This is a genomic window from Sulfitobacter sp. M368, assembly GCF_025141875.1.
In the GTDB taxonomy this organism is placed as follows: Bacteria; Pseudomonadota; Alphaproteobacteria; order Rhodobacterales; family Rhodobacteraceae; genus Sulfitobacter; species Sulfitobacter mediterraneus_A.
Window position 1 is genome coordinate 861908 of the sequence record NZ_CP081113.1, and the last position, 25923, is coordinate 887830.

30 protein-coding genes are annotated in these 25923 nt (G+C 57.1%); 14 read left to right on the forward strand and 16 right to left on the reverse strand.

Going from position 1 to position 25923, the window contains the following annotated elements:
• Positions 1-5 precede the first annotated feature (5 nt).
• The gene (locus K3754_RS04435; protein ID WP_203208870.1) at positions 6-878 is read right to left on the reverse strand and encodes a TIGR01459 family HAD-type hydrolase; all 873 of its coding nucleotides are present in this window, start codon (positions 876-878) and stop codon (positions 6-8) included.
• Between the two features lie 213 nt (positions 879-1091).
• On the opposite strand from K3754_RS04435, the gene K3754_RS04440 reads away from it, so the two are divergent.
• Positions 1092-1442, forward strand: coding sequence for a hypothetical protein (locus K3754_RS04440; RefSeq protein WP_203208869.1), 351 nt, complete (start codon positions 1092-1094; stop codon positions 1440-1442).
• A gap of 79 nt (positions 1443-1521) precedes the next feature.
• Here the strand turns inward: K3754_RS04440 and K3754_RS04445 are convergent, their stop codons facing one another.
• Entirely contained in the window at positions 1522-2442 is a 921-nt protein-coding gene (locus K3754_RS04445; protein ID WP_203208868.1) for a manganese-dependent inorganic pyrophosphatase, read from the reverse strand.
• A 62-nt stretch (positions 2443-2504) separates the two neighbouring features.
• Positions 2505-2882: an MmcQ/YjbR family DNA-binding protein gene (locus K3754_RS04450; RefSeq protein ID WP_259941372.1), complete on the reverse strand. Its 378-nt coding sequence runs from the start codon at positions 2880-2882 to the stop codon at positions 2505-2507.
• A gap of 52 nt (positions 2883-2934) precedes the next feature.
• On the opposite strand from K3754_RS04450, the gene K3754_RS04455 reads away from it, so the two are divergent.
• The 3 genes from K3754_RS04455 to groL all read left to right on the forward strand — a co-directional run bounded on the left by K3754_RS04455 (position 2935) and on the right by groL (position 5860).
• Entirely contained in the window at positions 2935-3615 is a 681-nt protein-coding gene (locus K3754_RS04455; protein ID WP_259943234.1) for a DUF2161 domain-containing phosphodiesterase, read from the forward strand.
• Positions 3616-3804: 189 nt separating this feature from the next.
• Entirely contained in the window at positions 3805-4092 is a 288-nt protein-coding gene (groES, locus tag K3754_RS04460) for a co-chaperone GroES (RefSeq protein WP_025047887.1), read from the forward strand.
• A 115-nt stretch (positions 4093-4207) separates the two neighbouring features.
• Positions 4208-5860 carry a chaperonin GroEL gene (gene groL / locus K3754_RS04465; RefSeq protein WP_203208865.1) on the forward strand — a complete coding sequence of 551 codons (1653 nt, stop codon included), beginning with the start codon at positions 4208-4210 and terminating at the stop codon, positions 5858-5860.
• Between the two features lie 83 nt (positions 5861-5943).
• On the opposite strand, the gene K3754_RS04470 is transcribed toward groL, so the two are convergent.
• Positions 5944-6381 carry a response regulator gene (locus K3754_RS04470; RefSeq protein ID WP_203208864.1) on the reverse strand — a complete coding sequence of 146 codons (438 nt, stop codon included), beginning with the start codon at positions 6379-6381 and terminating at the stop codon, positions 5944-5946.
• 21 nt (positions 6382-6402) lie between these two features.
• The gene (locus K3754_RS04475) at positions 6403-8475 is read right to left on the reverse strand and encodes an ATP-binding protein (RefSeq protein ID WP_259941375.1); all 2073 of its coding nucleotides are present in this window, start codon (positions 8473-8475) and stop codon (positions 6403-6405) included.
• Here K3754_RS04475 and K3754_RS04480 point away from each other — a divergent pair.
• From K3754_RS04480 to K3754_RS04495, 4 genes are all read left to right on the forward strand, one after another.
• Complete coding sequence (locus K3754_RS04480) at positions 8474-9958, forward strand: ABC transporter substrate-binding protein (protein ID WP_259941377.1); 1485 nt, start codon at positions 8474-8476, stop codon at positions 9956-9958. The two genes, K3754_RS04475 and K3754_RS04480, sit on opposite strands and share 2 nt — an antisense overlap.
• A 76-nt stretch (positions 9959-10034) precedes the next feature.
• Positions 10035-10766, forward strand: coding sequence for an ATP-binding protein (locus tag K3754_RS04485; protein ID WP_259941379.1), 732 nt, complete (start codon positions 10035-10037; stop codon positions 10764-10766).
• Between the two features lie 174 nt (positions 10767-10940).
• Positions 10941-11558 carry a response regulator gene (locus K3754_RS04490; protein WP_259941381.1) on the forward strand — a complete coding sequence of 206 codons (618 nt, stop codon included), beginning with the start codon at positions 10941-10943 and terminating at the stop codon, positions 11556-11558.
• 59 nt (positions 11559-11617) lie between these two features.
• A complete protein-coding gene (locus tag K3754_RS04495; protein WP_259941383.1) occupies positions 11618-12466 on the forward strand; it encodes a DMT family transporter in 849 nt (282 codons plus the stop codon).
• On the opposite strand, the gene K3754_RS04500 is transcribed toward K3754_RS04495, so the two are convergent.
• Complete coding sequence (locus tag K3754_RS04500) at positions 12432-12884, reverse strand: NUDIX domain-containing protein (RefSeq protein WP_259941384.1); 453 nt, start codon at positions 12882-12884, stop codon at positions 12432-12434. The genes K3754_RS04495 and K3754_RS04500 overlap by 35 nt on opposite strands.
• A gap of 70 nt (positions 12885-12954) precedes the next feature.
• Here K3754_RS04500 and K3754_RS04505 point away from each other — a divergent pair, with 70 nt between their 5' ends.
• Both K3754_RS04505 and K3754_RS04510 read left to right on the forward strand, forming a co-directional pair.
• Positions 12955-13743 (forward strand): alpha/beta fold hydrolase, encoded by a 789-nt coding sequence (locus K3754_RS04505; RefSeq protein ID WP_259941386.1) that lies wholly within the window; start codon positions 12955-12957, stop codon positions 13741-13743.
• The gene (locus K3754_RS04510) at positions 13730-14872 is read left to right on the forward strand and encodes an alpha-D-ribose 1-methylphosphonate 5-triphosphate diphosphatase (RefSeq protein WP_259941388.1); all 1143 of its coding nucleotides are present in this window, start codon (positions 13730-13732) and stop codon (positions 14870-14872) included. Before K3754_RS04505 ends, K3754_RS04510 begins: the two co-directional genes overlap by 14 nt.
• On the opposite strand, the gene K3754_RS04515 is transcribed toward K3754_RS04510, so the two are convergent.
• The 3 genes from K3754_RS04515 to K3754_RS04525 all read right to left on the reverse strand — a co-directional run bounded on the left by K3754_RS04515 (position 14873) and on the right by K3754_RS04525 (position 16729).
• On the reverse strand, positions 14873-15943 hold the full coding sequence (locus tag K3754_RS04515; RefSeq protein ID WP_259941389.1) for a 5-(carboxyamino)imidazole ribonucleotide synthase: 1071 nt from the start codon (positions 15941-15943) through the stop codon (positions 14873-14875).
• The gene (gene purE, locus K3754_RS04520) at positions 15936-16424 is read right to left on the reverse strand and encodes a 5-(carboxyamino)imidazole ribonucleotide mutase (RefSeq protein WP_259941391.1); all 489 of its coding nucleotides are present in this window, start codon (positions 16422-16424) and stop codon (positions 15936-15938) included. Before purE ends, K3754_RS04515 begins: the two co-directional genes overlap by 8 nt.
• Before the next feature lie 80 nt (positions 16425-16504).
• Positions 16505-16729, reverse strand: coding sequence for a YdcH family protein (locus K3754_RS04525; RefSeq protein ID WP_025047875.1), 225 nt, complete (start codon positions 16727-16729; stop codon positions 16505-16507).
• A 164-nt stretch (positions 16730-16893) separates the two neighbouring features.
• Here K3754_RS04525 and K3754_RS04530 point away from each other — a divergent pair, with 164 nt between their 5' ends.
• Positions 16894-17307, forward strand: coding sequence for an Hsp20 family protein (locus K3754_RS04530; protein WP_203208854.1), 414 nt, complete (start codon positions 16894-16896; stop codon positions 17305-17307).
• Positions 17308-17311: 4 nt separating this feature from the next.
• A complete protein-coding gene (locus K3754_RS04535) occupies positions 17312-17533 on the forward strand; it encodes a DUF1150 family protein (RefSeq protein WP_231024260.1) in 222 nt (73 codons plus the stop codon).
• Positions 17534-17606: 73 nt separating this feature from the next.
• Here K3754_RS04535 and K3754_RS04540 read toward each other — a convergent pair whose 3' ends face one another.
• Together K3754_RS04540 and trxB are read right to left on the reverse strand one after the other, a co-directional pair.
• Positions 17607-19331 (reverse strand): bifunctional sulfate adenylyltransferase/adenylylsulfate kinase, encoded by a 1725-nt coding sequence (locus tag K3754_RS04540; protein ID WP_203208853.1) that lies wholly within the window; start codon positions 19329-19331, stop codon positions 17607-17609.
• A 156-nt stretch (positions 19332-19487) separates the two neighbouring features.
• Positions 19488-20492 carry a thioredoxin-disulfide reductase gene (gene trxB, locus K3754_RS04545; RefSeq protein ID WP_203208852.1) on the reverse strand — a complete coding sequence of 335 codons (1005 nt, stop codon included), beginning with the start codon at positions 20490-20492 and terminating at the stop codon, positions 19488-19490.
• 284 nt (positions 20493-20776) lie between these two features.
• Here trxB and K3754_RS04550 point away from each other — a divergent pair, with 284 nt between their 5' ends.
• Positions 20777-21277, forward strand: a complete 501-nt coding sequence (locus tag K3754_RS04550; RefSeq protein WP_203208851.1) for an Lrp/AsnC family transcriptional regulator — start codon at positions 20777-20779, stop codon at positions 21275-21277.
• On the opposite strand, the gene K3754_RS04555 is transcribed toward K3754_RS04550, so the two are convergent.
• The 5 genes from K3754_RS04555 to lgt all read right to left on the reverse strand — a co-directional run bounded on the left by K3754_RS04555 (position 21268) and on the right by lgt (position 25494).
• The gene (locus K3754_RS04555) at positions 21268-22068 is read right to left on the reverse strand and encodes a Hint domain-containing protein (RefSeq protein ID WP_259941399.1); all 801 of its coding nucleotides are present in this window, start codon (positions 22066-22068) and stop codon (positions 21268-21270) included. The two genes, K3754_RS04550 and K3754_RS04555, sit on opposite strands and share 10 nt — an antisense overlap.
• A 307-nt stretch (positions 22069-22375) precedes the next feature.
• Positions 22376-22519: a hypothetical protein gene (locus tag K3754_RS04560; RefSeq protein ID WP_203208850.1), complete on the reverse strand. Its 144-nt coding sequence runs from the start codon at positions 22517-22519 to the stop codon at positions 22376-22378.
• Positions 22520-22805: 286 nt separating this feature from the next.
• A complete protein-coding gene (gene pgeF, locus K3754_RS04565; protein ID WP_259941402.1) occupies positions 22806-23561 on the reverse strand; it encodes a peptidoglycan editing factor PgeF in 756 nt (251 codons plus the stop codon).
• Positions 23558-24619 carry a class I SAM-dependent methyltransferase gene (locus K3754_RS04570; protein WP_259941404.1) on the reverse strand — a complete coding sequence of 354 codons (1062 nt, stop codon included), beginning with the start codon at positions 24617-24619 and terminating at the stop codon, positions 23558-23560. Before K3754_RS04570 ends, pgeF begins: the two co-directional genes overlap by 4 nt.
• Positions 24616-25494 (reverse strand): prolipoprotein diacylglyceryl transferase, encoded by an 879-nt coding sequence (gene lgt, locus K3754_RS04575; RefSeq protein WP_203208847.1) that lies wholly within the window; start codon positions 25492-25494, stop codon positions 24616-24618. The genes K3754_RS04570 and lgt overlap by 4 nt, the downstream gene beginning before the upstream one ends.
• A 96-nt stretch (positions 25495-25590) precedes the next feature.
• Between lgt and K3754_RS04580 the strand changes: the two genes are divergently transcribed.
• Positions 25591-25830, forward strand: a complete 240-nt coding sequence (locus tag K3754_RS04580) for an accessory factor UbiK family protein (protein WP_025047864.1) — start codon at positions 25591-25593, stop codon at positions 25828-25830.
• Positions 25831-25923: the final 93 nt, after the last annotated feature.

Here is a 25923-nt window from a genome sequence, read left to right on the forward strand (position 1 = left end):
AATGACTAGCGCAGGAACCCGATTGAATAGGTCGGAGAGGATTTTTCTTTTTCCAGATAGTCATTTAGCGCATCTGGGTCAGGTTGTCGCAGAGTTTTTGTTTCCGCTGCGGCAAGGCCGCCTGTGATGAACAGAGAATCAATATCTTCGCCAATCGCACCGCGAATGTCGGTCAAGATGCCATCGCCGATGGCCAAAATCCGGTCGTCTGACACAACTTTGCCCAGTGCAGACAGCCGCCGCCGCGCCAGATCATAGATCGGCGGATGCGGTTTTCCGAAATACAGGCTCTCGCCGCCCATCTCCGCATAGAGCTTGGCCAGCGCCCCGGCGCACCATTCGCGTTGGTGGCCACGATCCACCACGATATCAGGATTGGCGCAAAGCAGTTTCAAACCCATCTGTTTGGCCATCAGGAACTGTGGGCGCATCACATCGGGGTCCGCATGCGGATCTTCCGGGCCGGTGCACACAATACCTTCAGCCTCAGCCAGCGGCACCTGTTCGATCGTCATCGGATTGTCGAGCAGATGCAGCGGCTGGAAGAACTTTTCCTCACCCGGTTGGCCAATGAACCAGACCTTTTGCCCGACGACCCCCTGAAACATGGCGGAGCGGGCGGAATCGCCTGAGGTTGCAATTGTGTCCCATGCGTCATCCGGCACACCGAAATGCACCAGCTGTTTCTCGACGCCGGCGCGGGGGCGGGGAGAATTGGTGACCAACACGACCTTGCCGCCAGCCTTGCGATAGGTCTGAAGGGCCGCGACCGCATCGGGCAATGCTTTGACCCCGTCATGCACACAACCCCACAGATCCACAAACAGCGCATCATATTGCGCGGAAATCTCGGCGAGGGTGTCAACTATGCGTGTCATCAGAAGGCTCCAACTGGTTATGCAGCAGACTTAGGGGATAATGCCGCGTGATGGAACCAGCGATGCGGTGGCGGAGTGGCCCCCGATTCGCCCTTTGAGCACAATTGCGCCTTAATTTTGCCGCGGGTTTTGGCGGGGATGTTTCGGATTCTGGGGATAATTCAGGGGATAACTGACCATTGATGCCGCCAGATATTCAATCCTCACCAGAATGTGGCCGAATTGTGGAATTTGTTTGAAACGGCCGGGATTCCCCTCAATGCTTGGACTCTGCAATACTTGGGGGAAGACATGGACGTGTTCCATAATCCGACAATTTCATCGACGCTGCTTGGGGTCAGCGCCTATCAAAAGGCCAGCGGCCGGTACGTAGAACGCAAGCCCGTGGCGGCGGCCAATCAGGCGGCAAAACCTGCGCCTGCCAAACGCCCAGCGGTGTCTCGGCAAAGCACGAAGGAAAAGAAGATTTCGGTGCTGAAGTCGCTGCAAACCCAGTCCAACTCAGGAATGGTGAAGATGCGCGATGTTGCGTCGGCGCTGGACGATCTGCTCAAGACGTCCTGAACCGCGACAAACAGTTTACTTGTGAAGCGAGAATGGCCGCCCCGAGGCGGCCATTTCTTTTTCGAACATTACAATTGCGTTACAGTTTCAGGTTTGGGATAATCTGCTTTTTCCGGCTCATGATGCCGGGCAGGACAACGGTGTCACCCTCAACAGACGCGCCAAAGCTGTTCTCGGCAATGTGCTTGACCATGTCATTTGGCACCAGCAGGGTGGCCTCTTCCTTGAGAATGTCGACGATGAACAGCAACACCTGCGCGGCGCCGTCTTCTTCCGCGATGCCGGGCATTGCGGCCATCAGTGCGTCTTTGCGAGCCAGCAACGGGGCAGGGGAGGTGGTTTCCAGAACCGAAACCCGAAGGCCAGTGCCATCCAGATCAAATTCCTTGCTGTCCATGCGCAGCAATTCTGGCTCCGAAAAGGCAGAGACATCGGATTTGGCTGCGAACATCTCGGCGGCAAAGGCGCTGATGTCGACGCCCAGATCCTCGGCCAGCGCATGGGCGATGGCGGTGTCTTCCTGAGTCGTGGTCGGGCTGCGGAATTCCAGCGTGTCAGACAGAATGCACGACAGCATCGCGCCCTTGATCCCGCGCGGAGCCTGCGCCAGGTCATCGCCGATCATTTTGTACATGATGGTGGCTGTGCAGGCGAGCGGCTGAATGTTGATCTCGATCGGGCCGCGTGTTTCCAGACCTGCCACCAGACGGTGGTGATCAATGATCCCGCGAATGTCGGCCTCGTTGATATTGTCAGGCAATTCGCCGGGGTTGTTGGTGTCGACAATTACAACAGGGGTGTCAGCGGCCAGTTCGGTCATGATCTCCGGCTTGTCCAGATCCCAATGGTCCAGCACGAAGAGCGCCTCGGTGTTCGGCTCGCCCAAAAGGACGGGCTTTGCCTCAACACCTTTGATCTGGTTGAGATACCATGCCCAGATGATCGGGCTGCCGGTGCTGTCGGTATCGGGGTTCTTGTGGCCAAAAACAAGCGTGGTCATGGGCTATCCTTGCGTCGCAATCTAACGGTTTCGCCGCCTTATATGGGGCGTTTGGTCCGTTGTCACGGCTTTTGCCGCGGTGCGGCGTCAAGCCCCAGTTCGGCGCGTTTTTTCTTGGTGAGGGCGTCGATGGCCATCTCGTAAGACGCAAGGATGTGTTCGCGCAGGCTGTCGTCTGACAAGCCCGGTTCGCCATAATGCTGAATCCACTTCAACCCCCTTGAAGCCATGTAGGGAGCGGGCCGTAATCCGGGGCTGTCCGAGAGAATCTCAAAGCCCATTTCGGTGGCTTTGAAGGTCACGGTATTGCCACCATCCCCCATCCCAACGACGGCAAAAAGCTTGCCGCCCACCTTGTAAACGTCGGATTTGCCCCATTGGACCACATGGGTGGCTTGCGGAAGTCCGGCGCAGAAGGTCTTCAGTTCATCACGTGTCATGACGGCAGATTAGCGGGTTGGAGGGGGTGTGAAAATGGGGCAATCTGAGGCGATGAGCAATCCGCGCGAAACTGACCTTTATCCCCCGATCAAAACCTTTCTTGAGGATCAGGGTTATGTGGTGAAATCCGAGGTTGGCGCGGCTGATGTGGTAGCCTTGCGCGGCGGTGAGCCTCCGGTCGTGGTTGAACTGAAACTTGGGTTCTCCTTGGCGTTGTTTCATCAATGTATTGCCCGGATGAAAGTGACCGATGACGTTTATCTTGCGGTGGCGCGGCAGAGCGGCAAGCGGTTTGCAAAGGCGGTAAAGGACAATACCGCCCTTGCGCGGCGGCTAGGGCTTGGCCTGATCACGGTGCGCCTGTCGGATGGGCTTGTCGAGGTTCATTGCGATCCCGGGCCTTATGCACCGCGTAAAAACAAGAAACGTGAGGTCCAACTGCTGCGCGAATTTGCACGGCGGCAGGGCGATCCGAACGACGGCGGCCAAACCCGAGCAGGATTGGTGACGGCTTACCGACAAGATGCGCTCAAGATCGCGATGTATCTGTTTGAGGTCGGCGCAAGCAAAGGCGCGGATGTGGCCAAAGAAACCAAGGTTTCGGTGGCGACACGGATGATGCGGGACAATCACTATGGATGGTTCGAGAAGGTCGAAAAAGGGGTCTACGGGCTGACCCCGGCCGGGGCGGAGGCCGTTGGCACATCGGGCAATGTGCTTGGCTCAGACTGATCCGGGACGGCTGATCCGAGTTGTTCTGAAATTTTGCATGCAATTTTTCTAATCTCATTGGTTGACAGCTTTGTCGCTCATCCTTAGCTATGCGCCGTTAGCACTCGAACTGGATGAGTGATAACGGCCCGCTCTCAAACGGAGCAGCGGGTCTGGGAGAGTAACTTTGAGCCTTAAGGAGCTGCAAAGATGGCATTGAAACCGCTTCACGACCGCGTGCTGGTAAAGCGCACAGAAAGCGAAGAAAAAACTGCTGGCGGATTGATCATCCCTGATAGCGCAAAAGAAAAACCTTCCGAGGGCGAAGTTGTCGCGACAGGTGAAGGCGCCCGTAAAGACAGCGGCGAACTGATCGAGATGGCTGTAAAAGCCGGCGATCGCATCCTGTTCGGCAAATGGTCCGGTACAGAAGTCACCGTCGATGGTGAAGAAATGCTGATGATGAAAGAAAGCGACATCATGGGGATCCTGTCCTAATCGGACTGGCCCGGTGTCGGACGATCTGTTCGACCCACATGATTGCACAACATCAAACCCGTAGGCCGGACAGGATTGTCCGTCAAAACGGAAGATAGATATTAGGAGACGACAAATGGCTGCTAAGGACGTCAAATTTGACACCGATGCCCGCAACAAAATGCTCCGGGGTGTGAACATCCTGGCTGACGCGGTGAAAGTCACGCTGGGCCCCAAAGGCCGCAACGTGGTTCTGGACAAATCTTTCGGCGCACCACGCATCACCAAAGACGGTGTATCCGTGGCGAAAGAGATCGAACTGGAAGACAAGTTCGAGAACATGGGCGCACAGATGGTGAAAGAAGTTGCTTCTCGCACCAACGACGAAGCCGGTGACGGTACAACAACCGCAACTGTTCTGGCTCAGGCTATCGTGCGCGAAGGTATGAAATCTGTTGCCGCTGGCATGAACCCAATGGACCTCAAGCGCGGCATTGATCTTGCAACTTCCAAAGTTGTTGAAGCAATCAAAGCGGCGGCACGTCCCGTGTCCGACAGCGACGAAGTTGCCCAGGTTGGCACCATCTCCGCCAACGGCGAAGCGGAAATCGGTCGCCAGATCGCAGATGCGATGCAGAAAGTCGGCAACGAGGGTGTGATCACCGTCGAAGAAAACAAAGGTCTGGAAACAGAGACAGACGTTGTCGAAGGCATGCAGTTCGACCGCGGCTACCTGTCCCCATACTTTGTCACCAATGCTGACAAGATGACTGTTGAGCTGGAGGATGCGATCATCCTGCTGCACGAAAAGAAACTGTCGTCCCTGCAGCCAATGGTTCCACTGCTGGAGCAGGTGATCCAGTCTCAGAAGCCTCTGCTGATCATCGCTGAAGATGTTGAAGGCGAAGCCCTGGCAACCCTGGTTGTGAACAAACTGCGCGGCGGTCTGAAGATCGCAGCTGTGAAGGCGCCCGGTTTTGGCGATCGCCGCAAAGCGATGCTGCAAGACCTCGCGATCCTCACAGGCGGTCAGGTGATCTCCGAAGATCTGGGTATGAAACTTGAGTCCGTGACCATGGACATGTTGGGTTCTGCCAAGAAAGTGTCGATCACCAAAGACGAGACAACCGTTGTGGACGGTTCCGGCGACAAAGCCGAGATCGAAGCACGTGTGGCTCAGATCCGCGGCCAGATCGAAGAAACGTCTTCCGACTACGACCGTGAAAAACTGCAAGAACGTGTTGCCAAACTGGCAGGCGGTGTTGCCGTTATCCGCGTGGGCGGCATGACCGAAGTTGAAGTGAAAGAGCGCAAAGACCGCGTTGACGATGCACTGAACGCGACACGTGCCGCTGTTCAGGAAGGTATCGTTGTGGGTGGTGGTGTTGCTCTGGTTCAGGCCGGCAAGAAACTCGACGGTCTCGAAGGTGCAAACAACGATCAGAACGTTGGCATCAACATCGTGCGCAAGGCCATCGAAGCGCCACTGCGTCAGATCGCTGAAAACTCCGGCGTTGATGGTGCGGTTGTCGCGGGCAAGATCCGTGAAAGCTCCGACCTGACATTCGGCTTCAACGCTCAGACCGAAGAATACGGCGACATGTTCAAGTTCGGCGTCATCGACCCGGCCAAAGTTGTCCGTACCGCGCTGCAAGATGCGGCCTCTGTTGCAGGTCTGTTGATCACAACCGAAGCTATGGTTGCTGATCGTCCGGCCAAAGACGGCGCCGGCGCCGGCGGCGGCATGCCCGACATGGGCGGCATGGGCGGCATGGGCGGCATGATGTAAGCCAGCCTATCGTGCTGAAAATTTGGGGCGTGCCGGTGACGGCGCGCCCTTTTTCTTTTCGGTCCTGGCTGTTTCAACCGCCGTCAGACGGGCAGCTCGACAATGCGTGAGTAGGTGCCCAACATGTTGAGCGCTGTGGCCAATGTTTCCGACGGATTTTCTTTGACCACATAACCGGCGACATTGTGATCATAGGCGGATTGGACGTCTTGCGGTGTGTCTGATGTGGTAAAGACAAAGACCACAACCCGCGAAAGATCTGGGTCCGACCGCAGCGCATCGAGCAGCTCAAGCCCGCCCATGCGCGGCATGTTCAGGTCCAGTGTGACGATATAGGGCGGCAGGCCAGCGTGCTCCTTCAACTCTCTTTTCAAGAATTCCAAGGCATGTTGGCCATCCGTGCAGATATGGGTTTCATTCGAAATCTTTAACTTTCGCATGGCTCTTTGCATTGCCATGACGCTGATTTCATCGTCATCCACGATTAAGAACCGTGCTTCTTGCAACTTCTTGTTTCGCATATTCGCACCTTTTCATTCTGGTCAGGCTGCTTTGCCCAGCCGGGTTTGGTCGCAACGTGCCGGAGGAGGGTGGAGCGGCAAGGTTACGCAGATTGTTGTGCCCCGTCTTAAATCGGGGTTCGATTGAAGGGTGATCGCACCTTTTTCACGTTTGATAAGTTTGCGCACAACCGCCAGGCCAAGCCCGCTGCCTTCAACTTCGTCGCGCGGCTTTAAGGTTTGAAACAATTCGAATACTTTTTCGTGGTAAAGCGGGGATATGCCCGGCCCATCGTCTTGAATTTCGAAACGGTATTGGTCCGCGATGATCTCAGCGTGGAACGTGATACGGCCATTCGGCCTGTCGTGGTGTTTGATGACATTGATGAGCAGGTTGGTGCAGATATTGCGCAGAACATCGCCCTTGGCACCGAAGGGCATCGGCAATTTTCCAAAAACCACCTCAAAGTTCTGGTCGGGATCAAGGTTTTTCAGAATGCGGATCACGGTTTGGCGAAAATCCACAAGTTCGAATGCGTCAGAGACATGTTCGGCTTGAACATAGGCCAGAAGATCATTCAGGTGACCGTTCAGGCGGAGCGTCCGTTTCTCCAGCAAAGACAGATAGGCGCGGCTTTCGGAAGACAGTTGGTTCTCTTCGTCTTCTGAGACCCAGGTGCACAAATCCTGAATGGCCCTGACCGGGGTGCGCAAATCATGCGCGGTGATATAGGCAAACTTCTCCAGTTCCTCATTCGAATAGTGCAGGTCTTCGGCGTTCTTTTTGAAGGTCAAAAGCGCATTGGCCATTTCACCAAGCTCGTCCGGGCCGGAGACCGGAATCGGGTGATTGAGATCACCCGAAGCTATAGCCCGAACCGATTGGTTGAGCCGATGAATTCGTCGATTGAACTGCCGCTCAATAATGCTGTGGTTCGCGGTGAAAGTGACCGTCAATCCGACGGCCACCGCAATGACCAAGGTCAGGGTGATCCTGGATATGGCTTGCTGTAATGCCTGCGAAGCCGCCTCTACAACATCGCGAGAACGGATCACCAGCCCAGAGGTCAATTGCATCGCGCTGGCCGTCAGGTCTTGCTGGGTCTCCCTGTGCTTTCTCTGCGCTTCATCCAAAGTGGCCAGAGCCTTCTTCTGGGTGAAGATACCGTCCTTTTCGCGCAGCACATCACGCATCCCGGCAATATGCCGCGACAAGGCAAGACGGTCTGGTCCTTCGGGCAATTCGGCGAGGTACAAAATGGCTCTTTGTAATCCCAATTGGGCCTGTGCCAGTGCGCGCGCGTGTTCTTGGTGCACGTTGCTGTCGTTTGACACATGTGCCAACCCCACCACTCTGTCGAGTTCAAAGCTCAGGCTGGTGACTGTCAGGGATGGCAGGAAAAGTCCTTCAAAGGCACCGGCAACCATGGCTGGGCTGATTTGACCGGAAAGCGACATGGATTGGAGAAAGTCATTGGTTTGGCTGGACAAATTCAATGTGAACTTCTCGAGTAAATCCTGTGATTGCGTGTGCAAATCGTTCAGAATTTTGTGTTGGCTATTCAATGTTTGCCGGACTTTGAGGTAGGATATGCGGTCCTCCAGAATTGAGAGGGCACTTGCCTCAGCCAGCCGAAGGTTCTCTGTTAGCTCTGAAATTGCGACTTGCGATTGCCCTAGCGCAATCAATTGTCTCAAATTTTTATGCATATCCTGCACCGATTGGGCGATGTCGTCCCTGATATGGTCGGTCGCCTCGTCCGCTTGAATACGGTCAATTCGGCTCACCAATGCGGCCAGTTGTACCAAGCCGGCCTGAATGCCCTCTGACCGGTCAAGGATCGGGAGGGCCGCCTGATCAAGCTGGTTGTACGACTGCATGATCGCGCGGGCCTGCTGCATGGAGGCAAGCCAGACAACCGCTGTGACTGTCGCAAGGATCAGCAGCGCAATGCGAAGCCGCACAGTGATGCGCGACAGATGATTTGGTCCCGGTAAACCGAGCCATTGGAGAGGCAACATGCCTCTTGCATAGGTCATGCCCATTAAGGCGTTCTTAACGCCCGGCAGATAGGCCTTGGTCGATCCAGATAGTCTAGAACCGGACTGTACCATGATTTGCAAAACTGATCCGCCACCTGCGCTCAGCCGGCGAGATGCCCTTGAGCTTTGCGCGGGCGGGCTGATGTCTATTGCAGGTGGATTGCGCGCCGTGCCGGCAAATGCGGGCAATGCTGAACAGAGTGTTGACGCCTACGTCGTGCAGGTTCTGCGGGATAGGTTTTCCGCTCAATCACAATCACTTAGGTTGCTGTTGCCAAATGGATCCGGCGCAAATCTGGGGCCGGTGATTGCGACATTCAAGGCGCAAACCGGCGTGAATATAGAACCGATTGAAGTGCCGCTGGATGAGGTCGTGAATACGCTGATCCTCGACAACGTGCTGGATCAACGTCGGTTTGATATCGCATTGCCTGCAACTTTTGCCCTGCCGGATCTTGTTTCGGCAGGCACTCTGCTGCCTCTGGATGAATATGTGGCCGCTCATGAGCCGGCGGGGTTCCGCGACGGGATTCTGTATCCAACCGGAGATACATTTGACGGTGAAACCTATGGATTTCAAACAGATGGCGATGCCTATCTGATGTTCTACCATGCCGAAATGATCTCAAGTACGGAGAATCAGGAACGTTTTGCTGAGCGCTTTGGCCACCGGCTTGAAATTCCGCGTACGTGGGAAGAACTGGACCGGCAGATGGCGTTCTTTCATGCGCCGGAGGACGGTGTCTTTGGAGGATTGTTGTTCCGCGTTCCACAATTTCTGGCATGGGAATGGTGGGGGCGGTTTCATTCCAAGGGGGTATGGCCGATGGCGCCGGACCTCACACCCCAGATCCACGGCGAGGCCGGCGTCACAGCCCTTGAAGAGATGATCCGCGCCACCGATAGCCTTGCTCCAGGTCATGAAAACATCGGTCTGTTCGAGAATTGGGAGCGGTACGCCAAAGGTGATATCTACGCAAATATTGGTTGGGGCGGGACACAGAAATATCTCAACCAACCCAAGTCCGGGATGCGGGGGCGCATGGTGTTTGGCCCAACACCGGGTGGGCAAATTGGCCAAGGCCCGTTGGCTGTTCCCTATTTCAATTGGGGCTGGAACTTTGTGGTGAGCGCCACATCCGATTACCCGGAACTTGCCTATTTGTTCTCTTTGTTTGCAGCCAGCCCCCGCATGTCAACATTGGCGGTTGGCCAGACCGGGGGATTTTTTGACCCCTTCCGGGCAGAACATTATCAGGATGCAAAGATCATCGAGGCCTATTCGGCGCCCTTTCTCAAAGTTCATAGAGAGGCCATGGGCAATGCCATTCCCGATTTATACCTCAAAGGGCACTCGGAGTATTTTTCGGCATTGGCAAAGGGCTTGGACGCGGCAGTTACAGGTGCACTAAAGCCCGAAGTTGCATTGCAGGGCGTTGCACAGAAATGGGAGTTGATTTCGGGGAAGGCGGGGCATGTGCAACAGGTTTTGCGATGGCGAGACCTGCGTGAGAAATACCCGCCGCATGTCAAAGCTGCGTTGAGGGATTTATGACCTCAAAGGGCGACCGTTAAGCAAAAAGAAAGGTGGGCTGTGTAACCCTCCATCAGACCGACTTATTGAGGACATTATGCAAAGCGAACAGATGCCTGCCCAGCCTGAGGGTAACGACGGCTCTCAGGAATCGGGTCAAAATTCGCAGGATATCGAAGACTTTATCTATCTGATCAGTCACGACGTTCGAAGCTCGGTTCGGGCATTGCTTGAGCTTCCAAATTGGATTTCCGAAGATCTGGAAGAAGCCGGTTTTCCTGTTCAAGGGCAAGTTGCGGCTTCGATTGAGCTGATGAACCGGCACACCAGCCGCCTTGATCGTATGCTGGTGGATCTGCTCACCTATTCGCGGATAGGACGCATGCAGAGCGTTCAAACCTTGTCCCTTGATGATGCGCTCGATCAAGTTTTGGAAGAGATTGACCTGCCCACCGGCTTTGTCGTGACCCGTGATTTGAAAGCATTGGAGGTCACGATAGGAAACCGCGATATTCTAACGCTGTTGTCTGCACTTATCTCCAATGCCTTTCGGCACCATGACAAAACTTGGGGAAAGATACACGTGGCGGCGCGGATGGATGGAGCGGATGTTGTGCTGAGCGTTTCGGATGATGGCCCAGGTATAGACGAAGAGTTTCGCGAGCGGGTCTTTGGTGCGATGATCACGCTGCGGCCCCGCGATGAGGTGGAAGGTAGCGGCATGGGGCTGGCCAATGTACGCAAGATCGCAAATCTTTATAAAGGCAGCGCATCGGTGGTGCCGTCTGTCTATGGCAGAGGATGTTCCATTGAGGTGCGCATTTCCTGAGGTCGGGCGACCGACAATCCGACTAAACTTCGATCGAAGTATACTGACCGCTGAACGCGCAATTAAGGTTTGGTCAACACTGCCGCGCCAATCTTTCTCGTACACGACCAAGTGAGAGTGAGAAAAATGCTTCAGTCCGGACCAACAGAACTGCAACCTTCACCACATATTTTGATGCCCGGCGACATTCGGGCGCTGCTGCTGGATGACAGCAATTTTGATCGTGCGCGCATTCGGCGGCTGAGCCAACGAACGGGTCTCTCTATCCAGATTGACGAAGTCGATAGCATTGACGCCATGGACCAGGCGGTGATCAACGAAAACTACGATCTGATCTTGATCGACTACCGGCTTCCTGTTGGGGATGGATTGATCGCACTGGATCATATTTTGCAAAATGATCAAAACCGCGATGCCGGAAAAATCATGATCACCGGTAACGGTGCCGTAGATACGGCCGTACAGGCGATGCGCGGTGGGTGTCATGATTATCTGAACAAAGATGATATGGACGAGGATGTTTTGCACGGCGCGATTATCAATGCATTGACCGTCGCGCGGCAGCGTCGCTTGCAAACCAGCGAGCTTGAGCTCCAGCAAAGTATGATCAAGAATGCGCTGTTGGATGCCATGAAGGATCAGGAGCTGCGCGACAATGTTGTCACAATGTTCAAACAGGAATTCGACAGCATGACCGCCCTGCGCAAGGCCCGCCTTTCTGATTTGACCCCCGCCGAAATTGATGTGCTGGTATCTGGTTTTTCAGACGAGGATGACTTTATTTTTCACTAACGCGGCATCATTGAACTTTCTCGCTTGGCGGCACAGGACGCGGCCGCTAAGCCAAAGGAATGCGGCTTTTCTTGCTCATCACTTTGACGATGATTGCCTTCGCGGCAAACTCTGTCCTCACCCGGCTGGCAATTGCGGGCGGGCATATGGATCCATCCGGTTTTGCCCTGATCCGGGTTCTGTCTGGCGCGGTGGTTCTGGGCATGTTGATGACCTTGCGCGGAGGCTCCTTGCGTTTGTTGCGCAAGAGGCGGCTTCCCGGTGCGTTTAGTCTGGCAGCCTATATGGTTGGCTTTTCGCTGGCTTATCTGACACTCGATGCCGGGCTTGGTGCGTTGATTCTGTTTGGTGTCGTTCAAATCGCGATGTTTGTTCACGCGGCTATCATTGGCAGCCGGCCAAGCCTGCGGCAGATCGGCGGTGCCAGTTTGGCCTTTGCTGGATTGCTTGTCGCGCTTTGGCCAGGGGCGGGCAGTAACACCGATCTCGTTGGCGCGGCGTTGATGGTGATGGCCGGTTTGGGCTGGGCGGCCTATTCGATCATTGGTCGCGGCGCGGTTGATCCATTGGCCGCAACGACGGCTAACTTCTTGCTTTGCTTTCCGATTTTGATTGTCCTTCTGGTCGGGCCTGCCTTGTCGATGTCGATCACCGGCGCAGCGCTTGCCATCCTTTGTGGCGGGCTGACGTCAGGGTTGGGCTATGCCCTGTGGTATCGTGTCTTGCCGCAAATAGAGGGCGCGACGGCAGCGGTGGTACAATTGAGCGTGCCGATCCTTGCCATCCTCGGTGGAGCGCTCTTGTTAAATGAAACTGTGGGGCTGCTCTTGATGATTGCGACGGCTTTGGTCGTTGGGGGGATCGGCTGGGCCGTTACCGCACCAAAGGTTCCAGCGGATCATAGGTGATGGCCTGCGCCGGATCGAAGGCAACTGCGCGGAGGCTGTCCGGCTTGTGACGCACCGCGCTCAACTCCGTCTCTGTCAGCCAGCGCCGCACTGTGACGATCTTGTCCGTGTCCTCCCAGTTGGGTTTGATTTCGGCTGATCCAATCACGCTGCACCGAAAATAGATGTCTACCTGATGAAAGCTGCCGCCCGGATCGTGAAATTCATTCACCAGGCAAGGCTGGCCGACCTCGATTTGCAGGCCGGTTTCCTCAAATACCTCTCGGCGCAAGTTATCTGGCAGGGATGATCCCGGCTCGACCCCGCCGCCGGGGGGGCACATCAACGCGCTTTGCCCGTTTGCATAGGCGTTGACCATGAGCAGCCTGCCTTCATGGAGCAAGATGGCGCGAACGGCCACCCGTGGGGCATTGGGCATGGTGGTTCTTTTCGTCAGATTAACTCTGGGCAGCATTTCACATGGCGGGGATTCAGTCTATCTCAGTTCTATGTTTGCACGATTTGTGATCTCTTTTGCGTTTCTCTGGCTGACCGCGCTGCCGGTATTGGCCCAGCAGCGCTGTGCGGTATTGCTGCACGGATTGGCGCGTACGGAGACCTCATTTGCCTTGATGGAAGCCGCGCTAGAGGCCGAAGGATACCGCATTGTCCGCCCCGGCTATCCGTCAACAGAGGCGTCCATTCAGGATCTGATCAAGCCGACCTTGCCGGATGCAATCGCCGAGTGCGGCACCGAAAAGGTTGATTTTGTGACCCATTCCATGGGCGGCATTCTGGTTCGGCAATGGGCGGCAGAGGCCGGCGCAGAGCTGATCGGCCGAGTGGTGATGCTGGCACCGCCCAATCAAGGCAGTGAAGTCGTTGACGAATTGGATGATTACAATGTCTTCGGCTGGGTCAACGGTCCGGCGGGGGGGCAGATGGGCACGGGGGCGGAGTCCCTGCCGCGTAATTTGCCCCCGGTGGATTATCCGGTGGGCGTGATCGCGGGATCACAATCGTTGAACCCCTATTTTTCATCGCTGTTGCCGGGGGCGGATGATGGCAAGGTTTCGGTTGCATCGACGATGGTGGACGGTATGACGGACCACATCGTTTTGCCGGTGACCCATACCTTTATGATGAACAATCCACGGGTGATCGCGCAGACCATGACCTTTCTCAAGACCGGGTCGTTTGACCGGTCAATGACATGGCTCGACGGTGTTTTGGATTCAATTGGCTGCTCTGACGGGGTGTGCCTGCCCGGAGTGGACCTGCCCGATGCAAAACCTTGATCTGACCGGTGCGGAGGTCTTGTTGCCAGGTGGACTGCAGGTTCAGACGGTCTCTTTTGCGCAGGGCTTCATGCAGGCAGAGCGGGCCGGACGTACGGTCGATCTGACTGGATTCCTGGTCCTTCCCGGTATTATTGATCTGCATGGCGATGCGTTTGAACGCCACCTTGCGCCTCGCCGCGGCGCGATGAAACAGATGAACGAAGGGTTGATTGCTGCCGAAGCTGAACTCGCGGCCAATGGGATTACAACCGCGGTTCTTGCGCAATTCGTCAGCTGGGAAGGCGGGCTGCGCGGGTTGGATTTTGCCGATCAGGTGTTCGGCGCGATCCGGTCAACTGCGCCGGATGTTGTGACAGACCTGCGGGCGCAATTGCGGTTTGAGACCCATATGCTGAACCTCTATGCAGAGCTGCCGGAGCGCATTCGGCAGTGGGGCTTGTCCTATGTGGTGTTCAACGATCATCTGCCGCATGACCGTCTTGCGGCTGGCAAGACGCCCAAGCGGATGGTGGGGCAGGCGCTCAAGGCGGGACGCAATCCAGATGTTCACCTGGCCATGATGAAAGACATGCATGCCCGCCGGGATGAAGTACCTGCGGCGTTGGACGCACTTTGCGCCACTTTGGCACGCGCAGGTATTCAGATGGGCAGCCACGATGACCAGACAAGCGAGGATCGTGCGATCTGGCGCGAGCGGGGCGTGCGGGTGTCGGAATTTCCTGAAACCCATGCCGCTGCGGAGGCCGCGCATGCGGCGGGTGATGCGGTGGTGATGGGCGCGCCCAACGTCGTGCGCGGAGGTTCGCACAATGGCAATCTCTCGGCGATCGATTTGATTGCGATGGGCATGTGCGATGCGCTTGCGTCCGACTATCATTACCCATCGCCGCGCCGCGCAGCACTGATGTTGGCGGATACGGGGCTGTGCGATTTGGCCGCTGCCTGGCATCTGGTGTCGGCAGGTCCGGCCAAGGTGTTGGGCTTGGCGGATCGGGGTAGTCTGACACCGGGAATGCGGGCCGATATGGTGATCCTGCACAAGGACAGCCGCCGCGTGGCGGCGACCCTCGCGGGTGGGCGGTTTTCCTATCTATCGGGCGAAATTGCCACGCGGTTTATCGGCTGATCATCCGCGCTGGATGCGGTTTACATGTCCCATCTTGCGGCCCGGTTTGGTCTCCGACTTGCCATAGAGATGTAGGGCGCAATCACGCTCTTTCATCAGTTCCGGTACGCGGTCCATGTCATCGCCGATCAGGTTTTCCATCACCACATCGGCATGACGCGACCCATCACCCAGCGGCCAGCCGGTGATGGCGCGGATATGCTGTTCGAACTGGTCGACGGTGCAGCCATTCTGCGTCCAATGACCTGAATTGTGCACGCGCGGGGCGATCTCATTGACCACCAGCCCCTGCGCCGTAACAAACAGCTCGACGCCCAAGACACCTACATATTTCAATGCATTGAGAATGTTGGCGGCCATCAGCACGGCATCCGTCCGCTGGGATGCGCTGAGCTTGGCTGGCACAGTTGTGCTGTGCAAAATACCGTCACGATGGACGTTCTCACCGGGATCAAAGCAGGCCACATCGCCCTCAGGGCTGCGGGCGGCGATCACGGATACTTCGTGACTGAACTCGACAAACCCTTCTAGAACAGCAGGCGCGCCTTGCATGTCCGCGAAGGCTTGATCGGTGTCTTCTGCGCTGCGCAGCCGCGCCTGACCTTTGCCGTCATACCCAAAACGCCGTGTCTTCAGGATCGAAGGGGTGCCAATTGATGCGGCAGCGGTCTGCATCGCAGCGGCGTCAGGCACATCGGCGAAGGGCGCAACTGTCAGGCCCAGACCTTGCAGAAATTCTTTCTCGGTCAGGCGGTCCTGTGAAATCCGCAGGGCTTCGCGCCCCGGACGGATGGCGACCTGTGCCTCAATCACGTCCAACGCGGCGGTGGGCACGTTTTCAAACTCAAACGTCACCACGTCACAGGATTTGGCAAATCGGAGCAATGCATCATGATCGTCATAGCTGGCAGTGGTCACCGCATTGGCGACATGACCCGCAGGCGGGTTTGCGCCCGGCTCAAAGATATGGGTTTTGAAACCAAGCCGCGCTGCCGCGACAGACAGCATCCGGCCCAATTGCCCGCCGCCCAGAATGCCGATTGTGCTGCCAATGGGGAGAGGTTTAGTCATCGCTTGGGGTCTCCGGTATCGACGCGCTCAGCGCTTCGCGCCATTCATCCAGCCGCTCTGCTACACCTGCGTCTTGCAACGCCAGAATGCCGGCAGCCATCAATCCGGCGTTGGCTGCGCCCGCCACACCAATGGCCATCGTGGCCACGGGAAACCCCTTGGGCATCTGCAAAATGGAATAGAGGGAATCCACACCCGAAAGCGCCTTGGTTTGCACCGGCACGCCAATGACTGGCACACGGGTTTTTGAGGCCATCATCCCTGGCAAATGGGCCGCGCCGCCTGCGCCGGCGATGATCACCTGCAAGCCGCGGTCCACCGCCGTTTTGCCATAGTCCCAAAGCCGGTCGGGGGTGCGATGCGCAGAAACAATCCGCGTTTCATATGCGATGCCCAATTCATCAAGCAGCGTTGCCGCCTCGCGCATGGTGGCCCAGTCCGACTGAGATCCCATGATAATACCGACAGGGGGGGTGGTCATGAAACTGGGCCTTTGATTAGAAATTTGAAGAAGCGGCACTATAGCCAAGCGGCCCGCCGTGGCAATGCAACACCGGCGCTTTAGGCAATGATATCAGGGGTCAGACGGTCTTCGATCTGGGCAATCAGATCTTTGAGCCGCAGTTTGCGCTTTTTCAGCCGCTGAAGGGTCAGTTGATCGCCGGTTTTGCGATCCACAAGCGCATGAATGGCCTCGTCCAGATCCCGGTGCTCGCGCCGGAACACTTCCAGTTCCACGCGCAGCACATCGTCGTTTTTCATCGACAGATCTTGGGGGTCGGTCATGGGCAGGTGATTCCGTTTGGCATCGGTCCGTTGAATATAGGGGTTAGCCATGATCGCGCATAGCCCTTGCGCCGCGCCAAATGCGCCCCCATATTCTTTTTAACGGGTTGCCGCATCAGGGGCCTGGTATTTGACTGTCGCTTGAGATCGTAAGGACGTGTCGCATGACAAAAATGACGCTAGGCTCTTATCCCCATATGTTGGGGTTTGAACAGCTGGAACGGGTGCTGGAACGCACTGCCAAAGGTGGCAACGAAGGCTATCCCCCGTTCAACATCGAACAGACATCCGATTTTAGCTATCGCATCACTTTGGCCGTGGCCGGGTTTGCCGATAATGATCTGTCGATCACCGTGGAGGATCGCCAATTGGTGATCCGTGGCCGTCAGACCGACGATTCCGCCGGACGAGTGTTTTTGCACCGCGGCATTGCGGCTCGGCAATTCCAACGCTCCTTCGTTCTGGCGGACGGTGTCGAGGTTGGAGAGGCACTGATGGAGAACGGTTTGCTGCACGTGGACTTGACCCGCGCCAAACCTGAGACAGTTGTACAGACAATCGCGATTAAGAAAGGGTAGCCGAATGGAAAATATGAACGCCCAGCCAAACAAGGACCGGACCGTTTACGTCAAAACAATTGCGGTCACGGATCTGCCACGTGAGGTACGTGCGCAGGCCGAAGGGCTAGAGCAGCTTTACGCGGTCCATGACGCACAGGGGCAGCAGCTGGCGCTTGTTGGCAATCGCAAGCTGGCCTTTCATCTGGCCCGTGAACACGACTATGCGCCGGTGATGGTGCATTGATCGTTTGATCCGACCTTAGAAACGAAAAAGGCCGCAGTGATAACTGCGGCCTTTTTTGTGATCGGTTGCCTGATCAGAGGCTCATCGCGTTGATCAAACCCATGCTTTCAAGCTTCAACAACACCTGATGGGCGCAGTTGTCGACCTCAACATTTTCGGTTTCCAGTCGCAGTTCCGGGCTTTCAGGGACGTCATAAGGGTCTGAGATCCCGGTGAACTCCTTGATCTTGCCTTCGCGGGCCAGCTTGTAGAGCCCCTTGCGGTCGCGGCGTTCGCACTCCTCGATTGAGGTGGCCACATGCACCTCGACGAAGGCGCCAAAGTTCTCGACGTCTTCGCGCACGGCGCGGCGGGTGGTGGCATAGGGCGCGATCGGCGCACAGATGGCGATGCCGCCGTTCTTGGTGATCTCAGATGCGACATAGCCGATGCGGCGGATGTTGAGATCGCGGTGTTCCTTGCTGAACCCCAGTTCGGAGCTGAGGTTTTTGCGCACGATATCGCCGTCCAACAAGGTCACGGGGCGCCCGCCCATTTCCATCAGCTTGACCATCAAGGCGTTTGCGACGGTGGATTTGCCAGAGCCGGAGAAACCGGTAAAAAACACGGTAAAGCCTTGCTGGCTGCGCGGCGGCCGGGTGCGGCGCAGCTCTTTGACCACCTCGGGGAAAGAGAACCATTCTGGGATCTCAAGACCCTCTTGCAGGCGTCGGCGCAACTCCGTGCCCGAAATATTCAGGATCGTCACGTCGTCCTTGTCTAGGATTTCGTCGGCAGGTTCGTATTGGGCGCGTTCCTGCACATATACCATGTGCTTAAAGTCGACCATTTCGATGCCCATTTCCTCTTGATGCTCGCGGAACAGATCCTGTGCATCGTAGGGGCCATAAAAATCTTCGCCCTTGGCATTTTTGCCGGGGCCAGCGTGATCGCGGCCCACGATAAAATGGGTGCAGCCATGGTTCTTGCGGATCAACCCGTGCCAGACGGCCTCACGCGGGCCAGCCATACGCATGGCAAGGTTCAGCAAAGACATGTTGGTGGTCGCGGCGGGGTATTTGTCCAGCACCGCCTCATAACAGCGCACGCGGGTAAAGTGATCCACATCGCCCGGTTTGGTCATGCCAACCACCGGATGGATCAGCAGGTTCGCCTGTGCCTCACGGGCCGCGCGGAACGTCAGTTCCTGATGGGCGCGGTGTAGGGGGTTGCGGGTTTGGAAGGCCACAATCTTGCGCCAGCCCAGCTTGCGGAAATAGGCGCGCAATTCGTTTGGCGTGTCGCGGCGGGCACGGAAATCATAGTGTACCGGTTGCTGGATGCCGGTGACCGGACCGCCAAGATAGACGCTGCCGGCTTGATTGTGCAGGTAGTTCACGGCTGGATGGGTGTCGTCATCCGCGCCGAAAACCTTCTCGGCCTCGCGCGATTTGTCGGGCGTCCAGCGGTCGGTCACGGTCATGGTGCCAAGGATAACGCCCTCTTGGTCGCGCAGGGCGATGTCTTGCCCTACTTCGATCGAGGCGGCGAAGTCTTCGGAGACGTCCAGCGTGATCGGCATTGGCCAGAGGCTGCCGTCGGCCAGCCGCATGTTTTCAACGACACCGTTGTAGTCTTCTTCGGAAAGGAACCCTTTGAGCGGGTTGAACCCGCCATTCATCAACAGTTCAAGATCACAAATCTGGCGCGGAGACAGATCGTGGCTGGTCAGTTCCGCCGCCTCAAGTTTCATCTTCTGCGCGGAATCGTAGGATACAAAAAGCTCCGGTATCGGGGCCAGATTGCTCAACATTGTCATGGTTTTCTCGTTTTGCCTCAGGTCGCAGCGCGACTTTCCCGCGCGGTATGCCCCTTCAATAAGACAAATGTCTAGCAAAGCTCGAAAAAACAGCTTTCAAAAAGGAAAAAGTTCGCGGTTTGGCGCAAAAACCACGCCAAACCGTCTAAATTGGCGTTAAACGCCCTCTTTTACTTCTGCACCGTGACCCAGCGGCAGGGAGGTGTCTTTGCCTTCGTCATCACCGACTTCGGCCAGGAAACGCTCCGCTTCTAGCGCGGCCATACACCCCATGCCCGCACTGGTCACCGCTTGGCGGTACTTGTGGTCTGTCAGATCACCCGCAGCGAACACGCCGGGGATCGACGTTTCTGTGCTATCAGGCTTGGTCACGACATAGCCGCCCATGTGGGTCTCCAGCGTATCTTTGACCAATTCGTTGGCAGGCGCGTGACCGATGGCAACAAAAACACCCTTGGCCGGAATGTCAGTGATCTCGCCGGTTTTGGTGTGTTTGACCTTGACGCCTTCGACGCCCAGCGGATTGTCGGTGCCGTAAACCTCTTCCAATTCATGGAACCAGAGAGGCTCAATCTTGGGGTTTTTCATCAAGCGGTTGATCAGGATCTTTTCCGCCCGCAGCTCATCACGGCGGTGGATCAACGTGACCTTGGAGGCAAAGTTGGTGAGGAACAATGCCTCTTCCACGGCGGTGTTGCCGCCGCCGATGACGACGATCTCCTGACCTCGGTAGAAAAAGCCATCACATGTGGCACAGGCAGATACGCCAAATCCTTTGAACTTTTCTTCGCTCTCAAGGCCAAGCCATTTGGCACGGGCGCCGGTGGCGAGGATGACCGCGTCTGCCACATAGGTGGTGCCGCTGTCGCCTGTCGCATGGAATGGGCGGCTGGACAGATCCAGATCGGTGATAATATCGCCGATGATTTCGGTGCCCATCGCCTTTGCGTGGTCTTGCATGCGGACCATCAGATCCGGCCCTTGCACCTCGGTATCGCCGGGCCAGTTTTCGACCTCTGTTGTGGTGGTCAACTGGCCGCCAGGTTCGATGCCCTGCACCAAGATAGGCTCCAGCATGGCGCGGCTGGCATAAACGCCTGCGGTATATCCCGCTGGGCCTGAGCCGATGATCAGAACTTTGGTTTTGCGTGTCTCGGCCATATGGCACCCCCGAAGATCAATTGCAGCCCGCCCGATATAGCCATGGCGGCGGCCTGCTTAAACCCCTGAAGATTCCGGATAGGGAGCCAAGGCCGCTTTACCTGCGACAGAAATCCGATTATCAGCCGCAAACCCAAGCTGTTAGCGCCAAAGATCAATGGCTGCATCTTGGTGCTCAAGTCGGGGTGTTCAGACATCGCAGAAAGAATCTTGCGTGAATGCGAAACAATATTGCGTGCGCCACTGGCGCTGCTATAAGAATCGCAATCTTGAAAGGGGCAAACATGGCAGGCACACGGCTTGATCCGATTGATCGGAAAATTCTGGCTGAATTGCAGGCGGACGGTCGGATGACCAACGTTGAATTGGCCAAACGGGTTGGTATTTCCGCGCCGCCCTGTCTGCGCCGGGTGCGTACCCTCGAGGAACAGGGGTACATCAAGGGTTACCATGCCGATGTTGACGCCCGCGAGTTGGGCTTTGAGGTGCAGGTGTTTGCGATGGTGGGGCTGGCCAGCCAGGCCGAGGTTGATCTGAGTGCCTTCGAAGCGAAATGCCGCGAATGGCCGCTGGTGCGTGAATGCCACATGCTCAACGGCGAGGTGGATTTCATCCTCAAATGCGTGGCGCCGGACCTGTCCAGCTTTCAAAGCTTTCTCACCGGTGACTTGTTGACCACACCCAATGTGGCCAGCGTCAAGACCAGCCTAGTGATCCGGGGCGCCAAGGATGACCCTGGCGTTCCCTTTGATGTTTTGGAACAGCGGCTCGAAACTCAGGCCTGAAGCGCCTGAACGGTTCCGGTGTCCAAACCCGCTTCGGGTGCGCGGGGATGTGCCAGAGGCCCAAAATCGGCCAAGGTGTCGATCTGCGGAAACATTTCCAGGAATCGGTCCCGTAAGGAGGATGACGTTGCCCGCATCGCATGGGCACCGGGGTGAAATGTCTCCATCTCCAGCCCGCCTGCATTGATCGCCGCATGGCGGGTCAGGCAAATGTGGAACAGGCGCACCGGCGTCGGTGGCACCACTTCAATCACATTCACACCATCCACAAATTCCCGCACCGGGGTCAGGAGCCTGGTTTCGCCAGCCTCGCCGCGCAGGTGATGCGGCGTCTTGAGAATACGCGCGCCCGGTCCCACAGTCAGGAAAGACGAGGGGCGCGCCGGGCCGAAACTGTCCGCCATGATGCGCATCAATGGCATCCGGCGGCCTGCGTCGGCAGGGACAAAGCTGCTGGATCCGATCCAGATCACGGGTGCCGGCTCGCCCGAGGAGGTGTTGACCATATCGCCCGGTTGCAGGTCTTCCACGGCGATGCCGCCGATTTCGGTCTGGATGACAGTGCCACGGGCAAAGGCGGTGAAGGCGGATTCAAACAAGGACAGGGCAGGCGCACGATCTTGGCCGATGAACAGCGATCCGTCTTTGCGCAGCGCGGCAATTTCAAAACTGCGCATGGGCACAGGCGATGTGCCGCGCCCGCCACGCTGTGCCGGTGGGTATTGGGCAAAGCCCGGCTGTGACAGTCCTGCGGATGTCGCACCGGTGGTGCGGTATGCGTTCAATGTCATGCGAAAACCTTTCTCAGGTTGGTCACATCCGTGTCGGCCCCCACCGACAACTACGGAAATAACAGGTGTCATCTCATGTCGTCATTGCAGCGAAAATCGCAGCCCAAGCCCGTGATTGTCAAAAAACCGGGGACATTGACGCCTCTTTCTTTCCCAATTTTGAGGGGGGTTGCCTTACTGTTTCCTTAATTGTGGATGGATTTGCCACATTTGCAGACAAAAACGCCCCGCATGCGAATCAACACATGCGGGGCGTTCTGAACGAGGGAACGTTCAAATCCCGGTAACCGGGAGGGAGATCTCTGCGCTAGGCGCTTTTGCGCTGCGGCGCTGCGGCGTTGCGCTTGGCGATGAATGCAGCGCGGCGTGCACCGCGGGCCCAGGGCATCACTGTATCGTTCTTGGCTGCTGCTTCGACGACACCTTTGATGAAGCGTTTGTTGGTTTTCATGGCTCTGGTCCTCTTGTGCATTCTGTTCTGGGCGTTTGCCCTTGCTTGAGGATGAATATGGCGGGTCAATCGGGCCGGTTTTTGGCAATTTGAGAAAAAGTTGAAAAAACTCCGGCGCAATTCCTGCCGCTTTGTGGTCAGCTTGCCCCAATTGGCAGGCGCCCTTGTTTTTATGGACCATGCGGCCGTTCAATCATCAATCCGGTCGAAAATTTCGGATTGTTTCCAGATTGGGATCAGGCAATTGGGCAGGTCTGGGGCAGATTTCGCCCCAATCCTGCCCAGATCAGAGAGTGATGCAGGCAATCAGACGCCCATAATCGGCTTCTTTGGCGTGGGTCGTGCGCCTGTAGGAATAAAACCGGTCAGGATCACTATAGGTACAATGCCGCGTCCATTCGGCATGGCCCACACCAGCAGCCCGCAGGCGGTTCAGTCCAAATCCGGGCAAATCAAACTGCATCCGATCTGCCTCACCTTGGGCGAAATAGCGGGCATAGTCGGGATCTTCGGCCAGAAAATCCTCAAAGAACTCCGGCCCCACCTCATAGGCCCGTTGGCTGATGGAGGGGCCGATGACGGCTGTGATGTTGCCAGCCGTTGCACCAAGGTTGACCATCGCATCCACGGTCGCTTGTAACACGCCGTCCAGCGTCCCGCGCCAGCCCGCGTGGGCGGCACCGATGACACCGGCATCTGGGTCGGCAAATAGAACGGGTTGGCAATCGGCGGTCAGGATCGACAGGGCAAGTCCGGGTGTATCGGTCACCAAGGCATCGGCCCGTGGTTTGTCTTTGGTGGCGGTGGTAACAGTGACAACGTCGGCAGAGTGCACCTGATGCACCCCCAAGAGGCAATCTGGCGCCACACCCATGGCATCTGCCACGCGGGCGCGGTTAATGGTGACGATCTCGGACTGGTCAGAACTGCCCTGACCGCAATTCAATCCGGCAAACACGCCAGAAGACGCACCGCCCTTGCGGGTGAAGAACCCGTGGCGCAGGGGGGCAAGGCTGTCAGTTGTCAGAATCTCGAGTGTCATGGATCCAATCCCGGAGGCGGTGTGCCGCCCTTGGGAAAGAGCGCCATCACTTTAAACAGGTTTCCCATTTCTGCGGGATGCGTCAACCGGCGATGTGCGGCAATATGGTTTTCGAGTGCCGATCCGCTGAGCGCACCGGCCAGTTGCTGCGCTCTTTGGGTGATGCCAAGACGTTCGAGAAACACCCCTTGGGCGGTGACGCGGCTATAGGCGCAACCGGATGCGGCCATGGCCAGCGCTTCGAAATCGACATGGGCGGTCAGGTCTGCAAGGCCAGGAGAGGAGAGCGGATCAACGGATTCGTGATTCTGAACGGCCTGAAGCGTGTCACCCAGACTGCGCCAGTCGCCATAGTCAACGATCAGCGCTGCGCCGCCTCGGGCGGCGATGCAGCTGGCAATCTGTTCTGCAATGGGTCCGGCTGCTGGGCAGGTCTCAACTAGATCACCGTCTTTGGTATCATCGAGGCGGAAACTCAGGCCAGGGCACGGTTGGGCAGGGCCAAGGCCCATGGTCAGCGTGCCGCCCTCTGTGCCGATGTTACGCTCGCGCCAGTTGGGCCCGGCGCGTTGGAACTGCCGGATCGGCAGGGCGTCGAAGAATTCATTGGCGATGAGGAACAGCGGTTGTTCGGGCAGGTCTGCTATACTGTCCAGCCAGCGCACGGGATGCGGGTTGAGGGTTTCTTGCTGCACGGATTGCAATGCGGGGGAGGCCTCGATCAAGATGACCTCAGCCGCATCCAGAAAGCCCGGCACCTGTCTTGCAGCCCGCAGCAGGTCGGCCATTAATGTGCCGCGGCCCGGTCCAAGCTCGGCCAGGGTAAAGGGATTGGGTGCACCTTGATCCAGCCAGGCCTGCGCCAAGGCAAGGCCGATCAATTCGCCAAACATCTGGCTGATTTCTGGTGCCGTGACAAAATCACCGCTTTGTCCAAATGGCGTTTGGCTGGTGTAATAACCCAGCGTCGGGTGCAGCAAGCAGGTGGACATATAATCGTCCAGACGCATCGGTCCTTCGGCCGCGATCCGCGCGAGGATATGGTCCTTGAGGGTCATGGGCGGGCGCGGAAGATCAAAAACAGGCCGACAGCGATCATCGGCAGGCTCAGGATCTGGCCCATGGTCAGGCCAAATTCGCCAAGCTGCCATGCAAGGCCCAATGGGTTGCCATCCGAGACAAATTGCGCATCCGGCTGGCGGACAAATTCAACAGCAAATCGCGCCGCGCCGTATCCGGCAAGGAATGTCCCGCAAATCACGCCGCCACGCTTCAGCGCGCCGCGCCGCCATGCCAGCCAGAGGATCACGCCCCCAAGGATCAACCCTTCGAGCAGCGCCTCATAAAGCTGCGAGGGGTGCCGGGCGCAGATACCAGCCACCTCCGGGCAAAATTGCGCAGCTTCGGTCGGGAAGGCCACGCCCCAAGGCAGATCGGTTGGACGCCCCCAGAGTTCTGCGTTGATGAAATTCGCAATCCGCCCCAGCAAAAGGCCGGGGGCAAGGCCGAGGCAGATCATATCGGCGGTTGGCAGTTTGGGGATGGCGTGGCGCTGGGTATAGGCAAAGGCGGCGATGATCACGCCAAGTGCACCGCCATGAAACGACATACCGCCCTGCCAGACCTGTAGGATCTGGCCGGGATTGGCGAGATAATGCGCGGGTTGATAAAACAGGACATAGCCCAAGCGCCCGCCCAGAATGACCCCCAGAATGACCCAGAACAACATATCTTCGACCTGCTGCGCGGTCATTGGGGGGGTATTACTGCGCCAAAGCTCTGGCTTGCGGATCGTGCGCACGACAAGCCGCCAGCCGATGACGATCCCTGCGATATAGGCCAGCGCATACCACCGCAGGGCAAAAGACATACCAAAAAGAGACACAGTAAAGATCTCGGGGGCGATATCGGGAAAGGGGATCATAGCGGTCATGGCGCTGATTGAGCGTGATGGGCCGAGGAAGTCAACCTTGCGAGCGGCGCGCCGAGACCCCATATAAGGATCAACACAAAGCGCCGGAGACCAGACATGCAAACCCGTAACAAGATTTTTGACGATATCAGCCAGATGATGACCAACGCCATGGGCGTGGCACAGGGCGCAAAGGACGAAGCGGAAACCGCCATGAAAGGCATGATGGACCGCTGGCTGGCGGACCGCGATTTTGTGACGCGCGAAGAGTTTGACGCGGTGCGGGCGATGGCCCAGAAGGCGCGCGAAGAGAACGAGGCGCTCAAGGCGCGTCTGGACGCGCTTGAGGCCAAGTAAAGGCCACCCAAAGGCGGCGCTGCCGCACCATTTTGTATATTGCAGATTGAGAATGATCACCCGGACCGCCCCCGTGGCGTCCGGGTGTTTTGT

What these genes read in the sequence shown, in the direction of transcription:
- purE (WP_259941391.1), bottom strand. Translation starts at nt 16,424, where the DNA reads ATGACCACCCCCCCTGTCGGTATTATCATGGGATCTCAGTCGGACTGG.
- lgt (WP_203208847.1), bottom strand. Translation starts at nt 25,494, where the DNA reads ATGACCGCTATGATCCCCTTTCCCGATATCGCCCCCGAGATCTTTACT.
- K3754_RS04490 (WP_259941381.1), top strand. Translation starts at nt 10,941, where the DNA reads ATGCCCGGCGACATTCGGGCGCTGCTGCTGGATGACAGCAATTTTGAT.
- K3754_RS04540 (WP_203208853.1), bottom strand. Translation starts at nt 19,331, where the DNA reads ATGACAATGTTGAGCAATCTGGCCCCGATACCGGAGCTTTTTGTATCC.
- K3754_RS04560 (WP_203208850.1), bottom strand. Translation starts at nt 22,519, where the DNA reads ATGAAAACCAACAAACGCTTCATCAAAGGTGTCGTCGAAGCAGCAGCC.
- K3754_RS04580 (WP_025047864.1), top strand. Translation starts at nt 25,591, where the DNA reads ATGCAAACCCGTAACAAGATTTTTGACGATATCAGCCAGATGATGACC.
- K3754_RS04455 (WP_259943234.1), top strand. Translation starts at nt 2,935, where the DNA reads ATGAGCAATCCGCGCGAAACTGACCTTTATCCCCCGATCAAAACCTTT.
- K3754_RS04530 (WP_203208854.1), top strand. Translation starts at nt 16,894, where the DNA reads ATGACAAAAATGACGCTAGGCTCTTATCCCCATATGTTGGGGTTTGAA.
- K3754_RS04475 (WP_259941375.1), bottom strand. Translation starts at nt 8,475, where the DNA reads ATGGTACAGTCCGGTTCTAGACTATCTGGATCGACCAAGGCCTATCTG.
- K3754_RS04555 (WP_259941399.1), bottom strand. Translation starts at nt 22,068, where the DNA reads ATGACATTGAACGCATACCGCACCACCGGTGCGACATCCGCAGGACTG.
- K3754_RS04445 (WP_203208868.1), bottom strand. Translation starts at nt 2,442, where the DNA reads ATGACCACGCTTGTTTTTGGCCACAAGAACCCCGATACCGACAGCACC.
- K3754_RS04435 (WP_203208870.1), bottom strand. Translation starts at nt 878, where the DNA reads ATGACACGCATAGTTGACACCCTCGCCGAGATTTCCGCGCAATATGAT.
- groL (WP_203208865.1), top strand. Translation starts at nt 4,208, where the DNA reads ATGGCTGCTAAGGACGTCAAATTTGACACCGATGCCCGCAACAAAATG.
- groES (WP_025047887.1), top strand. Translation starts at nt 3,805, where the DNA reads ATGGCATTGAAACCGCTTCACGACCGCGTGCTGGTAAAGCGCACAGAA.
- K3754_RS04450 (WP_259941372.1), bottom strand. Translation starts at nt 2,882, where the DNA reads ATGACACGTGATGAACTGAAGACCTTCTGCGCCGGACTTCCGCAAGCC.
- K3754_RS04485 (WP_259941379.1), top strand. Translation starts at nt 10,035, where the DNA reads ATGCAAAGCGAACAGATGCCTGCCCAGCCTGAGGGTAACGACGGCTCT.
- K3754_RS04525 (WP_025047875.1), bottom strand. Translation starts at nt 16,729, where the DNA reads ATGACCGACCCCCAAGATCTGTCGATGAAAAACGACGATGTGCTGCGC.
- K3754_RS04495 (WP_259941383.1), top strand. Translation starts at nt 11,618, where the DNA reads ATGCGGCTTTTCTTGCTCATCACTTTGACGATGATTGCCTTCGCGGCA.
- K3754_RS04515 (WP_259941389.1), bottom strand. Translation starts at nt 15,943, where the DNA reads ATGACTAAACCTCTCCCCATTGGCAGCACAATCGGCATTCTGGGCGGC.
- K3754_RS04570 (WP_259941404.1), bottom strand. Translation starts at nt 24,619, where the DNA reads ATGACCCTCAAGGACCATATCCTCGCGCGGATCGCGGCCGAAGGACCG.
- pgeF (WP_259941402.1), bottom strand. Translation starts at nt 23,561, where the DNA reads ATGACACTCGAGATTCTGACAACTGACAGCCTTGCCCCCCTGCGCCAC.
- K3754_RS04535 (WP_231024260.1), top strand. Translation starts at nt 17,312, where the DNA reads ATGGAAAATATGAACGCCCAGCCAAACAAGGACCGGACCGTTTACGTC.
- K3754_RS04480 (WP_259941377.1), top strand. Translation starts at nt 8,474, where the DNA reads ATGATTTGCAAAACTGATCCGCCACCTGCGCTCAGCCGGCGAGATGCC.
- K3754_RS04500 (WP_259941384.1), bottom strand. Translation starts at nt 12,884, where the DNA reads ATGCCCAATGCCCCACGGGTGGCCGTTCGCGCCATCTTGCTCCATGAA.
- trxB (WP_203208852.1), bottom strand. Translation starts at nt 20,492, where the DNA reads ATGGCCGAGACACGCAAAACCAAAGTTCTGATCATCGGCTCAGGCCCA.
- K3754_RS04505 (WP_259941386.1), top strand. Translation starts at nt 12,955, where the DNA reads ATGTTTGCACGATTTGTGATCTCTTTTGCGTTTCTCTGGCTGACCGCG.
- K3754_RS04510 (WP_259941388.1), top strand. Translation starts at nt 13,730, where the DNA reads ATGCAAAACCTTGATCTGACCGGTGCGGAGGTCTTGTTGCCAGGTGGA.
- K3754_RS04550 (WP_203208851.1), top strand. Translation starts at nt 20,777, where the DNA reads ATGGCAGGCACACGGCTTGATCCGATTGATCGGAAAATTCTGGCTGAA.
- K3754_RS04470 (WP_203208864.1), bottom strand. Translation starts at nt 6,381, where the DNA reads ATGCGAAACAAGAAGTTGCAAGAAGCACGGTTCTTAATCGTGGATGAC.